Origin of the sequence: Streptomyces bugieae (assembly GCF_036352915.1) — a bacterium.
Taxonomy (GTDB): domain Bacteria; phylum Actinomycetota; class Actinomycetes; order Streptomycetales; family Streptomycetaceae; genus Streptomyces; species Streptomyces endophytica.
In genome coordinates this window covers 420,073-431,784 of record NZ_JAZBJP010000002.1, presented here as the reverse complement: position 1 = coordinate 431,784, position 11,712 = coordinate 420,073, and the positions used below count along the sequence as shown (strand labels likewise).

Sequence of the window (11,712 nt, the reverse complement as noted above, 5' to 3'; positions counted from 1 at the left end):
GGCAACTCCGCCTGGACGGACGCGAGTTAGCCACCCGCCGATATCAAGTGCCGGGTCATGGCGAGGGCTTGTCCGGCTCGTCGACGTCGAGTGCCGCCCTGCGGAGAGCGTTCGCCACGTGGGTGACCTGTTCGGTGGGTGGCTGCGGCAGGCGGGCCAGCAGCAGGCGGCGTTGTTCCTGGGGCCCGCCGCGGACCGGCAGGATGCGTACACCGGGCGGTGCGGCGGGGGCGAGGGAGGCGGGCACGGTGGTGAGCCCGCAACCGGCCGCCACCAGGCCGAGCTTGGCCAGCCAGTCACGTGCGGTGTGGACGATCTCGGGGCGCTCGTCCAGCCCCGGCCACACCCCCATCAGCCGGTCCTCCCCGGAGGAGGAGCTGGCGATCCAGCGCTGCCCGCGCAGGTCGGTGACATCGACGAAGTCGCCGCGGGCGAGTGGATGGGTGGCCGGCACGGCCAGACGCAGTGGGCGTTCGGTGAGGGTCTGCAGTTCCAGCGGGGGAGACTCGGCATCCGGCGGGCGGAACGGCGGCGCCGCCGCCAGCAGGGCCAGGTCCAGGCTGCCGGCGCGCAGGGCGCGCACCAGGGACGGGGTGGTGCCCTCCCGGCTGACGAGGTGGATGCCGGGGGCCGTGCGGCGCAGTGCGGTGAGGGCCCGGGGCAGCAGGACGGCTCCGGCGCTGGGGTACCAGCCGAGCCGGACCGTGCCGGCCTGCCCGGGCAGGCCCGACAACTCGCGCGCGGTCGCGTCGATCTCGTCGAGCACGACCGTCGCCCGACGCATGACGACGCGGCCGGCCGCGGTCAGCCGTACGCCGTCACGCCTCCGCTCCAGCAGCTCCGCGCCCGCCACCCGCTCGATCGCCGCGATCTGCCGGGACACCGCCGACTGGGTGTAGCCCAGCGACGCCGCGGCCGCGGTGAACGTCCCCTGCTCGGCCACCGCGCGAAAGACGCGCAGCGCCGTCAGTGACACATCGGTGAAGTCCATGATGACTACGCATACTAGCCATGCCTAACTTTCGTTGGACTCATGGAGCGGCGGTTCCTACCGTGGCATGCATGAACGCTTCTCGCATCGCCCTCGTCACGGGCGCCAACCAGGGACTCGGCCGCGCCCTCGCCGAAGGGCTGGCGGCCCGCATGAGCCCCGACGACCTGGTTCTGCTCACCGGCCGCAACCGGCAGCGCGTCGCCGATGCCGCCGCCGAGGTGGCCCACCTGCCCGGCACCCGCAGCCGGGTCCAGGGCCGGGTCCTGGACGTCACCGAAACCGACGCCGTCGAAGCCCTGGCCGGCGAGCTCCGCAGGCAGTACGGCGGCGTCGACGTCGTGCTCTCCAATGCGGTGGCGCGGGTGCTGCCCGAGGAATCACAGGCCGCTCGCGCCGATGAGTTCATCGACGTCTCCAACACGGCCACGCATGCGATCCTGCGTTCCTTCGGCCCCGTCCTACGCCCGGGCGGCCGGCTGCTGGTCGTGGCGAGCAGCCTCGGCACCCTCGGCCACCTCGATGCGCGACTGCATCACCTCTTCGACGGCGCGAGCCTGGAGCAGGTCGAGTACGCCGTCGAGTCCTGGCGCAGCGCCGTCCACCACCGGACGGCGGAGGAGGCGGGCTGGCCGCGCTGGCTGAACGTGCCGTCCAAGGTGGCTCAGGTCGCCGCCGTCCGCGCGGTCGCCGCCGAACGCCGCGCAGGCGACCTCGCCGACGGAACCCTGATCGCTTCCGTGTGCCCCGGCATGGTCGACACCGCGACCTCCCGCCCCTGGTTCGGCGACTACAGCCAGGCCCAGTCACCCTCCGAAGCCGCCCGCGCCGTCCTGGACCTGGTGTTCGCCGAGGACGTCGATCCCGCCCTCTACGGCGAGTTGGTCCGCTTCGGCAAGGCCCTGCCCTGGTACGACGGAACGCCCCCGGTGGAGCAGGACCGGATCCTCACACCCTGAGGCGGAGCGAGGATGATGGGCCAGGCGGCAACCCGTGATCCGACTCTCCCGTACCGGAAGGTGGCCCGTTGATGTCCGTACCGAGCCTGCTAGGGGTCTTCGCCCATCCTGACGACGAGTCGTTGTCCGCGGGCGGAGTGCTCGCCCGGCATGCGGCGGCCGGAGCGCGTACCGGAGTCGTCACGGCGACCTGGGCCGCGGGCACGCAGCGTGCCGCGGAGTTGGCCGAGGCGTTGCGGATCCTGGGCGCCGGCGAGCCGCGGATGCTCGGCTTCGCCGATGCGCGCGTCCCGCAGTCGGCGCCGGGCAGCGCGTCTTTCCTTGCGGCACCGCTCGACGACGCCGTGCGGCGGTTGGTGGCGCACCTCCGGGACTTCCGCCCGGAGGTCGTCGTCACGCACGACGCCTACGGTGGGCTGCCCGGCCACCCGGACCATGTGCACACCCACCGGGTGACCGTGCTCGCGGTCCAGGCAGCCGGGCTGGACCAGCTCTACCCGGAGGCCGGTGAACCCTGGCAGCCGAGCGCGCTCTACCTGGCCACCCACCCGCGCTCGGTGGTGCCGGCGTTCAGGGAGGTGGTGGGTGTGCGCAAGGCGGCGTACAGCGTTCCGGACGAACAGATCACCGCGGCCATCGACGTCGGCCCCTGGCTGGAGCAGAAGGTCGCGGCCGTACTGGCCCATCGCAGCGAGGTGGAGCGGGGAGCCATGCCGGGAGTGATCGCCGGGCTCTCGTCGGCCGGCAGGGAGCGGCTGTTGTCCACCGAGTGGTACATCCGCCACAGCCCCGCGTCTGCGGTGGCAGCTCAGGAACAAGGCAGCCCGGGCCCCGCGCAGTGGACGTTCTTGACCACCCACACGGGCCCGCGACACCGCGGTGAGGGTGGGCGTCAGTAGTAACGCCGCATGATGTCGGTGGCCCAGCCAGGTTGGCTCGTCGTGCCCTGGGGGCCGAACTCGGCCATATACGGCTTGATGTCGAGGACGGGCGTGCCGTCGACCGCGTCCAGGCCCTGGACGTGCAGGTCGAGGCCGTCGACGCTGAGGAGCCGGCAGCGGGAGACGCCCAGGCGGTTGGGGCGGTTCTTGCCGCGCTGGGCGAAGATGCCGACCTGGGGCCAGTCCGTGTTGCCGCGGGGGTGGCGGGCTCCGGTCTCGATCTTTTCGACCGGGACCCGATCGAAGTGGTAGACGACTTCCAGATGCGAGAAGGCGTCCAAACCGGCCAGCGCATCCGGGCCGAACTGCGCCTCGTCCAGGCGGACAACGGCGCGGACCCCGCCCCAGTCATCGTCAACGACGGTGTCCCGTCCCCCGATTACCCGCCCTATGGGCCGCGATACCACCTCGGCGAGTGTGCTGTCCTCAAGCATGTGCTGCGCCTTTCGTAGCAAAAAGCAGGTGAAGTAGCCACATGCCACTGGCTACCGTTGGCCGCCGTGCCGTCCCGGTCGGACACGACACCCGAGAAGACACCCGGGAAGACAATAGAGAAGGCTTGAGGCGATGAGGACGCGCACCCTGAGGTTCGGCTTGTACGCGGATGAGCAGGGGCTGGCATGGGTCAGGGGACTCATCGACGAGGCCGTGGGTTCCCGCAGCGCCAGGATCCTCGGCGAGGCCGTCCTCCACACGCTTCCCGGGAGCGGCCTCACGACCGCCGAGACGTACGACCTGCTGGCGGACCAGTGGGCCTGGGAACACCCCGGTCAGAACAGCGGAACGCGGGAAGCGGTCGAGCTGCGCGTCCAGGTGGCGTGCTCCCTGCGGACCTGGCGCGCGATCCGCAAGACGGTACTCACGACCATGTGCCCGGAAGGCACCGAACCGCACGCCTGCCGTGTGCCCTGGTTCGCCGCCTGAGCCGTCCCAGGCGTCTCCGAGGGGTCTCCGAGTCGTGTCCGAGACGTGTCCGAGGCGTGGGTCGGCCTCAATGTCTCGGCGAGTTGCCCGACATCTGACATCGCCCAACTGTGGAAGTAAGCGAAACGCTCACTGCCGAGCCATTCTCACGTCGACTGACTCTGCATCCGTGGGCCGGGGGGCGGTGCCGGCCCGCTGCTGTCCGAATGTTGCCCGAACTCCGTCAGCCTGCCGGAATTTCCTCCACCCAGGCGACCGGCTCGGCCGCTTCAGGACGGTCGATATCGCCGAAGCGGACTTCCACACGGTGTTCCGAATTCGGCATGGTGAACAGCACAGCGCGCCAGTCGGAAGGCACCTCTGGACCGCTGTGGGGGATGCTCTGGACGGCCGCCGTGGCCGGCACGTACAGGAAGTAAGTTCCCTCCCCGGTGCGTGCCGTGGCCGAGGTCAGGCGGAACAGCGCACGCCCGTCCCACGTGTCGGAGAAATTGCGCTCGGCGTTGCACAGCACGAATGGGCCGGCCGTCGACAATGAGCAGGAGAGCGGCTGACGAGCCGGGGCGGCGGCCACGGCGGGTTCGACAGTTGCTGACACGGTCAGCAGGACGGCAAAACCAGCCACTAACAGGGACGCGCTACGGCGAAATGCACTCATGGACGTCTCCTCCCTCAGGATGCGGAACCAAGCATGCGGGCCTCACCCTAGGCGAGCCCCTTTACGCGTCGGCTCATTCGGGCCACCGTTTCCTTCTGCGCCGGGGCAAGAATGGCCGACGCTTTATCACGATCGTGCCGAGCCGTTGATGTCCCGTTCAATTCTCCGGCATAGAGTCGTCGTGCGTGCGTAGGGCACGCAAGGGACTGGTGGGTCCCGCAAGCCGTTCTGGGTGGGGCCCGTGCCCCCGCCCAGAACGGTTCCGGCGCGGGGCAGGGTGCACACCCGCGTCCCAGCGCCGCGCCTCGCGCCTGTCAGGGCCGCTCACCGGCATGCCGGAAGCGATTGCGGTACTCCGTCGGTGTCGTGTTGAGCTTGCGCCGGAATGCGCGGATCAGGGTGTCGGTCGTGTGGAAGCCGCAGGCGGATGCGATGCGTTCGAGGGTGTCATCCGTGGACTCGAGTCGGTTTCGGGCCACTTCGATGCGGGCCGATTCGAGGTAGGCAGCCGGTGTCATGCCGAGTTCGGTTTTGAAGATTCGGGTCAGCTGCCGTTCGCTCACGTGGGCGTGGTCGGCGAGAACGCCGACGGTGAGGGGCTCGGCGAGGTGGCGCGTGACGTAGTGGCGGAGATCGTCCATGCGTCGCGTGGTGGAGACGGGTTCGATCGGGACGCTGAACTGGCTCTGTCCGCTGGGGCGTTTCAGATACATCACGAGCTGGCGGGCGACGCGAAGCGCGATGGCCTCGCCGAAATCCTCGGCGACGAGGGCGAGTGAGAGATCCAGGCAGGCGGTGATGCCGGCGCCGGTCCACACATTCTGCTCGCGGATGAAGATCGGGTCGGCGTCGACCTCGATCGACGGGTGGTCGGCGGCGAGTTGCCGTGCGGTCGACCAATGGGTCGTGGCGCGCTTTCCGTCGAGCAGTCCGGCGGCCGCGAGGATATGCGCTCCCACACAAACAGAGGCGATACGCCGCGTCCGGCCGGCGAGCGCTTTCACCCACTGGACCACTGTGGGGTCGGCGAGGGCCTGAACGCGGCCCTGGTCGTCGACCTCGACCGAACCGGGAACCATCAGGGTGTCGATGCTCCTCGCCGACGCCTCCTGGAAGGTGAGGTCCGGGAGCACGCGCACCCCGGCTGAGGTGGTGACGGGGTCCATGGTTTCCGCGGCCAGCACGACGTGGTACCCCGTCGCGTCGCCCGTCTCCCGTTGCAGCAGCGCGAAGACCTCCGGGGGACCGGTGACGTCCAGCAGGTCAACGCCGTCGAAGAGGAGGACGACGATGAGTCGTTTGATGCTGCTGCTGTCGCTCAAGCTGTTCGAGCTGCTCAAGGGGTCTCCGCCGGGTCGGCAACGGTCAGGTGAGGCGAGGCAATGCGAACGAGGTGAGGTGGTGTCTGTCGATGGGGGATGTCTGAATCTGCAAGTTACATGACATTGCCGCCATGCAGGGCGGATTCGTAGCGTGGACTGTGCCCTCGCGCGGCGGCCCCAATCTTCGACACCCACCCCGAGAAAGTGCGGCAATGTCTACGACAACTCTGCGGGAACTCAACGGATTCGATCAGACACCGGCATCGCTGTCCGGCGCGACGCTGATCCTCATCGACTACCAGAACACCTACACCCGTGGGGTGATGGAGCTGGCCGGATGGCAGGACGCCCTCGACGCCGGGGCCGCACTGCTGGCCCGAGCCCGGAATGCCGGCGCGAAGATCATCCACGTCATCAACGACGGTGGCGAGGGAACTCCGTACGACATTCGGGCTGACATCGGCCAGATCCACCCCCGTGTGGCGCCCGTCGAGGGCGAGCCCGTCGTCGTCAAGCCCACGCCCAACGCGTTCCACGACACCGACCTGGGTGACCATGTGGACGCCGCCGGGAACAAGGACGTCATCATCGCCGGGTTCATGACCCACATGTGCGTGGTCTTCACGGCCGCCGGCGCGTTCCTGCGCGGCAACCGGCCCACCGTCATCGCCGACGCCTGCGCGACGCGGCCCCTGCGGACGGCGGTGGCCGACGTTTCCGCCGAACAGCTCCACAACGGCGCGCTCGCAACGATCGCCGACCTGTACGGCGTCGTCGTCCCGTCCGGCTCGTCGCTGAGCTGAGGACGGACCTGAGCCGAGGAAGGGTCTGAGCTGAGGACGGACCTGAGCCGAGGAAGGACCTGAGCTGAGGGAGAAGGGGCGAGGGCCGGCGTCGCCCCCGTCGGTGGCCCGTCGCCTTCATGGCGGCGGGCCTCTCCACGTCCGCACACATACGGTCAGCGGTGGCAGGTGCGGGGTGAGGGTGAGGGGGCGGATCTATAGGCGCCAGATGATCGCCGGAGCGTGGCGCATGGAGCCGGAACCGGCCGGGCGAGGCGGGTGCGCCGCTCACGGGGAGCAGTGCAACGGGGCATCGCCTCAGGTGAGTTCACCCCCACCGACGTGGACGAGCTCAGCACGCTCGTACTCGCCCTGGGCGACGGCTCATGAGGAGGGGCGTCAGAGGGTGTCCAGCCAGGCGAGCAAGCGGTCGCCTTCCTTCACCATGATCTGCGGGTCCCGCAGTGCGTTGGTCAGCAGGGACATCCCTTGGTACCCGCCCACCAGGGTCAGGGCGAGGCCGTCGGGATCGGGCAGGCCCATCTCCCGGAACTGGCCCGCCACCCAGTCGAGCAGCAGCCGGATGACCTTGCCCGCCTCCCTGTCCAGCCCGCCCTCCGCACGCTTGTCCAGCTCGGTGGCGAGCGTCCCGGTGGGGCACCCGTAGCGTGCCGCGAGGTCACGCTGTCCGACCCAGCCCCGTACGAGGGCCTTGAGCCGCTCGCGCGGATCGGGCAACCGGTCCAGCTCGCCGGTGATGGTCTCCAGCTGACGTGTGTGTTCGGAGAGCGCCGCGGCGACCAGTTCGTCCTTGGTCTTGAAGTAGTAGTAGACGTTGCCCACTTGGACGTCGGCGGCGCGCGCGATGTCGGCGATGGTGGTGCGTTCGGCGCCCTGCTGGTGCACCACTTGGGCGGCGGCAGCCATCAGACGCTGCCGCTTGGCGCCGGCGTTCTTCGCTCTCGCACTCTGTGAGTTGGTCACCCGACTAACTATAGGCCGGGAGGTGTGCTACGTTCTCACCAGTGAGTCAGTCAACTAACTAACTAACGAGCTCGCCGTCGGGCTGACGGCTGAGGCGGAGTGCCTACCTGGCTCGCTTACTCACTTACTCAGTCACTCACTTATGGGGGTCGTCGTGATCGTCGTTACGGGCGCTACGGGCAATGTGGGACGGACGCTGGTGCGGATGCTGGTTGGGGCGGGTGAACGGGTCACCGCCGTGGCCCGCCGCATCACCGACGCCGACGTTCCTCAGGGCGTGCGTGTGGTCGCCGCAGACCTGGGGGACGCCGAGAGCCTGCGGCCCGCGCTTGAGGGTGCGGAGGCGGTGTTCCTGCTGGTGGCCGGGGAGGATCCGCAGGGGATCGTGGGGGCGGCCAAGTCCGCGGGCGCCCGCAGGCTCGTTCTGTTGTCCAGTCAGGGCGCGGGGACCCGGCCGGAGGTCTACGCGCATGCGGGCAGGTTCGAGGCGGCGGTGCGCGGCTCGGGGCTGGAATGGACCATCCTGCGCTCTGGCGGTATGGCGTCCAACGCCCTTGCCTGGGCGGAGCCGGTCCGCCTCCATCGCACCGCCGCCGCTCCCTTCGGGGACGTGGGTCTGCCCTTCATCGACCCGGACGACGTCGCCGCGGTCGGCACCGCCGTTCTGCGTGAGCAGGGGCATGACGGCGCGACGTATTCCCTCACCGGGCCGGCGGCGGTCACCCCGCGGGAGCGCGCGGCGGCACTCGCCGAGGCGCTGGGGGAACCGATCCGCTTCGTGGAGCAGACCCGCGAGGAGGCTCATGCGCAGATGGCGCAATTCATGCCGCTGCCGGTCGTCGAGGGCACACTGGCGATTCTGGGCGAGCCGACCGAGGAGGAGCGGCGCGTCAGTCCCGACGTCGAGCGGATCCTCAGGCGCTCCCCGCAGGGCTTCCCTGAGTGGGCCACGCGGAACGCCGCCGCCTTCCGCTAGCCCCGGTCCACGCCGCCCACGCCATCCACGCCGTCCACGTTCTTCTCTGCTGAGCGTCGTGGCGTTCCTGTCCGGGAGTGCCACGACGCGGCTCTGCTCTGCCTGCTGCGCACCGCGCATCCCTGCACGGCGAGCGGCGCTACGGCTGTCGGAATCCGTGAGCAGCACCAAGCAGTGAGGGTCCGGACAGGCCGTAAGGTGAGCGGATGGTCGAACATGGTGTGAGGGGCACGCAGGCAGCGGTGCCGGCCCAGGCGATGGAGGTCGGGAACGAGCCGCTGGACCGGCCGATGCGGAACTCGGTGGGTGGCTGGCCCTTCCTCGACGACGGCCAGGAGTGGCCCGAGTGCTTCTGCGGGGAGCGGATGGCCCTGTTCTTCCAGTTCGACATCCCCTCCGAGCTGGAGCATTTCGGCGGAGGCCATCTGCTGGTTTTCCACTGCCGCGCGCACAATGACGCGTCCAATCCCCAGCCGGCCGACGGCCGGCTCGTGGCCCGGTACTGGGACGCTCCGCAGCCGCCGTACCCGGGTCCGTTCTGGCGCGTGCTGCTCCAGAGCAATGCTGCCTTGCCGGCCACGGAGGCCGAACCGTCCGTGCGTGCGCTGCCGTTGACGTTCCAGCCCTTCACGGACACCCCCGAAGCGCAGGGGCCCGGAGCCCAGCTCTTCAAGGTGGGTGGTTCGCCCTCCTGGGCCCAGTACCCCGAGTACTACACGTGCGCGTGCGGCGCGGACCTGGCGTACGTCTGCCAGGTGCCGGAAGGGTGGGAATTCGACGTCCATCCCGGGCAACCGGAGCAGCCGTACAGTGTGGGAGCCGACACCTACAATCTCTTCCTCGGGAACGAGGTCTACCTGCTGGCTTGCCCGGCCCACTGCGACCCGGCGGCGGTCTGGCCGGTGAACCAGCACTGAACCCCGTCGCCGATTGGCGTTGACCTGCCTGGGCGCGTTCCGCGCAGCCGGTCAGATGGGATTCCGCAGCGTCTGCCGAAGCCTCTCGAAAGCGGTGGGCCGCAGTCGCCCTGGCAGGAAGTCACGGATGCGACGGGCGCATTCCTCGGGGGAGAGGAGGCCACTGTCCAGGTCGAGGTCGTGCAGTTCGTGGGAGTGCACCTGGTCGTACTGCATGGCGGCCAGTCCCAGCTGTCGGTCGCCGCGTGCGCGCTCGCGGCGCTCCAACTCGGGCAGCGGACAACGCACCGCGATCAGGAGGGTGTCTTCGGGCACCAGCACATCGAGGAGGTCCAGCAGCCGCCAGCGGCGGCTGAGCGGATAGTCGACGACGAGGTTGTTGCCGCCCGCAGCCATGCCGGCGACGGCACGGTGAAAGCCCTTGCAGGTGCGGTCGATCTCGGCCTGGAGGTCCTCGTCGGATATCGGGCCTTTGCAGCGCATCGCGTGAAAGGCGTCAACGGGCATGTGGAACCACGAGCCGTCGAGCATGTCGAGAAGTGCCTGGGCGATGCTCGACTTGCCGGAGCTGGACGTGCCGTTGAGCAGGATGACCTTGCCGCGGGTCGGGGTGTCCGGAATGCGCGCGTGGGCCGGGTCGGCCGTGCCTGGAGTCGCTGACTCGCGGTCGGCCGTGCCTGGAGTCGCTGCCTTCCGAGCGGCGGTTGTCACGTTGTCGTCTGCCATGTCGTCGTCCTTCGTGCGGAGGTGACCTCAGCTGGTTCGCGCCTGCGGGTGATGGGGTGCGGGGGGGGGGTGTCTGGTGTGTCTGGTGCGCCTGCACGCGATCATGGCACGTGTCCCATGCCACCGAGATGGCGTCGCCGATCCTGACGCGGGGTGCGCGGTCCTCGGCGAGCGGTTCGTACCGGCGACTCGTGCGCGTGTTCCCGGGGCGAGTCCCCGGGCGCCGTGGCCGGATCCGGCGGGCGCTCTGGCATATCTGCGGCCGACCCGGGATCGTTGTGACATGAACGATGAATGCCCCGATACGGACGAGCTGCGTGACGCGGTCCGCGAACTGGCCGAGGCCTTGGAGACGATGCTGAATCTCCTCAAGGCCGACGCGGTGCCCAGGACTCCCGAGGCGCAGCGTCTGATCAGGCAGGCCCTCCCCAGGCGCGAATCCGACGACCTGCTCACGAATCCGCCGCCGGCCGGTGAGCTGCTCGCCCAGGCCATCGCCATCAACAAGATGACCGCCGCTGCGCGGGAGCAGATCCTTGACGACGAGGTCGCTGCCTCGCCCGTGCCGGATCACCCTCCGCTGTGACGGAGGTGGTGCCCGTCGGGCCGCCCTCGGCCGGCCCCGCGGCGCACCCGGTGCACCCGGCGCAGCTCGGTGAGCCACGAGCGACGAGCGCCGCACCCCCGAGCGCCTGAGCGGAACGACGACGCTACCGCCAGACGCCCGCCCTCACTTCAGAAGCACCTCGACGCCCCGCTCTTCGAAGATTTCCAAGAGAAGTGCGAACAGGCTGGGGGTGTCATCCTGCACCGCGGGATGATTCACCAACCGTGTCCGGGCGACGCTGGAATGCTGCCACTCCAGGGTGAACGGAGAGGTGGCGCCCCAACGTCCTCTGAGGCAGTCATCCACGGCGTCGAGGTTCCAGCCGAAGTATCCACCTGGGCCGTTGACCGCCTCACCGAGCGCACAGTAGAAACTGTCCTCGTCCACGATGTGCCGGCCGTCCAACGTGAATACCGTCCCTGCCGGGGCATCCGGCCTTCCGCGGCGTTGGTAGCGGTGCGACCACAGAGCAACTGACAGCCAGGCACGTCGACCGGCGGCATCGCGTTCCTGCCACCGGCCCGTACGGGTCAGCCGACCCGCACGGATCAGTTCCCAGACCTCACCCGAACCAGGCATGGCTTGGTCGCACCACATGCGCACGGTGACGTCGACCAGGTCCGTCCCCAATGGTGAAGGCCGGACGGCAAGCACGGTGACGTCGTTCACGAAGTAGGACCCCATGCTGACGCCTTCGGCATCCAGCACATCCAGATACGCGTTGCCCGCTACCGCCCGACGCCCGCCGATGTGATCCAGGGAAGCCAATAGCCCACCCTCCGGCGCGCTCCCCACCCACTCGACCTGGCGCCAGCCCTCCTCCTCCAAGGGAGAGAACAGTCCCCGGGCCCCCTGCGCACAACCCCAGAAGTCGTTCTCGTCTTCCTCGCTGGTGAGGGCGTAATTCCGCACGTGCACCAACTGG

14 protein-coding genes are annotated in these 11,712 nt (G+C 69.4%); 7 read left to right on the top strand and 7 right to left on the bottom strand.

Annotation, left to right across the window (positions count from 1 at the left end; all coding sequences use genetic code 11):
• Nucleotides 1-55 precede the first annotated feature (55 nt).
• On the bottom strand, nt 56-991 hold the full coding sequence (locus V2J85_RS07120; RefSeq protein WP_330820953.1) for a LysR family transcriptional regulator: 936 nt from the start codon (nt 989-991) through the stop codon (nt 56-58).
• 71 nt (nt 992-1,062) lie between these two features.
• On the opposite strand from V2J85_RS07120, the gene V2J85_RS07115 reads away from it, so the two are divergent.
• Together V2J85_RS07115 and V2J85_RS07110 are read left to right on the top strand one after the other, a co-directional pair.
• Nucleotides 1,063-1,950 (top strand): SDR family NAD(P)-dependent oxidoreductase, encoded by an 888-nt coding sequence (locus V2J85_RS07115; RefSeq protein ID WP_261957724.1) that lies wholly within the window; start codon nt 1,063-1,065, stop codon nt 1,948-1,950.
• Between the two features lie 71 nt (nt 1,951-2,021).
• The gene (locus V2J85_RS07110; RefSeq protein ID WP_330820951.1) at nt 2,022-2,849 is read left to right on the top strand and encodes a PIG-L deacetylase family protein; all 828 of its coding nucleotides are present in this window, start codon (nt 2,022-2,024) and stop codon (nt 2,847-2,849) included.
• On the opposite strand, the gene V2J85_RS07105 is transcribed toward V2J85_RS07110, so the two are convergent.
• The gene (locus V2J85_RS07105) at nt 2,843-3,325 is read right to left on the bottom strand and encodes an SAM-dependent methyltransferase (RefSeq protein WP_261957726.1); all 483 of its coding nucleotides are present in this window, start codon (nt 3,323-3,325) and stop codon (nt 2,843-2,845) included. The genes V2J85_RS07110 and V2J85_RS07105 overlap by 7 nt on opposite strands.
• A 133-nt stretch (nt 3,326-3,458) precedes the next feature.
• Here V2J85_RS07105 and V2J85_RS07100 point away from each other — a divergent pair, with 133 nt between their 5' ends.
• Nucleotides 3,459-3,815: a hypothetical protein gene (locus tag V2J85_RS07100; protein WP_261957727.1), complete on the top strand. Its 357-nt coding sequence runs from the start codon at nt 3,459-3,461 to the stop codon at nt 3,813-3,815.
• Between the two features lie 223 nt (nt 3,816-4,038).
• Here the strand turns inward: V2J85_RS07100 and V2J85_RS07095 are convergent, their stop codons facing one another.
• A complete protein-coding gene (locus V2J85_RS07095; protein WP_261957728.1) occupies nt 4,039-4,473 on the bottom strand; it encodes a hypothetical protein in 435 nt (144 codons plus the stop codon).
• A 314-nt stretch (nt 4,474-4,787) separates the two neighbouring features.
• Complete coding sequence (locus V2J85_RS07090) at nt 4,788-5,813, bottom strand: GlxA family transcriptional regulator (protein WP_330820949.1); 1,026 nt, start codon at nt 5,811-5,813, stop codon at nt 4,788-4,790.
• Between the two features lie 194 nt (nt 5,814-6,007).
• On the opposite strand from V2J85_RS07090, the gene V2J85_RS07085 reads away from it, so the two are divergent.
• Nucleotides 6,008-6,598: an isochorismatase family protein gene (locus V2J85_RS07085; RefSeq protein ID WP_330820948.1), complete on the top strand. Its 591-nt coding sequence runs from the start codon at nt 6,008-6,010 to the stop codon at nt 6,596-6,598.
• A 378-nt stretch (nt 6,599-6,976) separates the two neighbouring features.
• Here the strand turns inward: V2J85_RS07085 and V2J85_RS07080 are convergent, their stop codons facing one another.
• The gene (locus tag V2J85_RS07080) at nt 6,977-7,504 is read right to left on the bottom strand and encodes a TetR/AcrR family transcriptional regulator (RefSeq protein WP_330821421.1); all 528 of its coding nucleotides are present in this window, start codon (nt 7,502-7,504) and stop codon (nt 6,977-6,979) included.
• A 211-nt stretch (nt 7,505-7,715) separates the two neighbouring features.
• On the opposite strand from V2J85_RS07080, the gene V2J85_RS07075 reads away from it, so the two are divergent.
• Both V2J85_RS07075 and V2J85_RS07070 read left to right on the top strand, forming a co-directional pair.
• Nucleotides 7,716-8,537, top strand: coding sequence for an SDR family oxidoreductase (locus V2J85_RS07075; RefSeq protein WP_330820946.1), 822 nt, complete (start codon nt 7,716-7,718; stop codon nt 8,535-8,537).
• Nucleotides 8,538-8,743: 206 nt separating this feature from the next.
• Nucleotides 8,744-9,454: a hypothetical protein gene (locus V2J85_RS07070; protein ID WP_330820944.1), complete on the top strand. Its 711-nt coding sequence runs from the start codon at nt 8,744-8,746 to the stop codon at nt 9,452-9,454.
• A 51-nt stretch (nt 9,455-9,505) separates the two neighbouring features.
• On the opposite strand, the gene V2J85_RS07065 is transcribed toward V2J85_RS07070, so the two are convergent.
• Nucleotides 9,506-10,180 carry a phosphotransferase-like protein gene (locus tag V2J85_RS07065; RefSeq protein ID WP_261957734.1) on the bottom strand — a complete coding sequence of 225 codons (675 nt, stop codon included), beginning with the start codon at nt 10,178-10,180 and terminating at the stop codon, nt 9,506-9,508.
• Nucleotides 10,181-10,463: 283 nt separating this feature from the next.
• On the opposite strand from V2J85_RS07065, the gene V2J85_RS07060 reads away from it, so the two are divergent.
• Nucleotides 10,464-10,766 carry a hypothetical protein gene (locus V2J85_RS07060; RefSeq protein ID WP_261957735.1) on the top strand — a complete coding sequence of 101 codons (303 nt, stop codon included), beginning with the start codon at nt 10,464-10,466 and terminating at the stop codon, nt 10,764-10,766.
• 144 nt (nt 10,767-10,910) lie between these two features.
• Here the strand turns inward: V2J85_RS07060 and V2J85_RS07055 are convergent, their stop codons facing one another.
• On the bottom strand, nt 10,911-11,705 hold the full coding sequence (locus V2J85_RS07055) for a barstar family protein (RefSeq protein ID WP_330821420.1): 795 nt from the start codon (nt 11,703-11,705) through the stop codon (nt 10,911-10,913).
• Nucleotides 11,706-11,712: the final 7 nt, after the last annotated feature.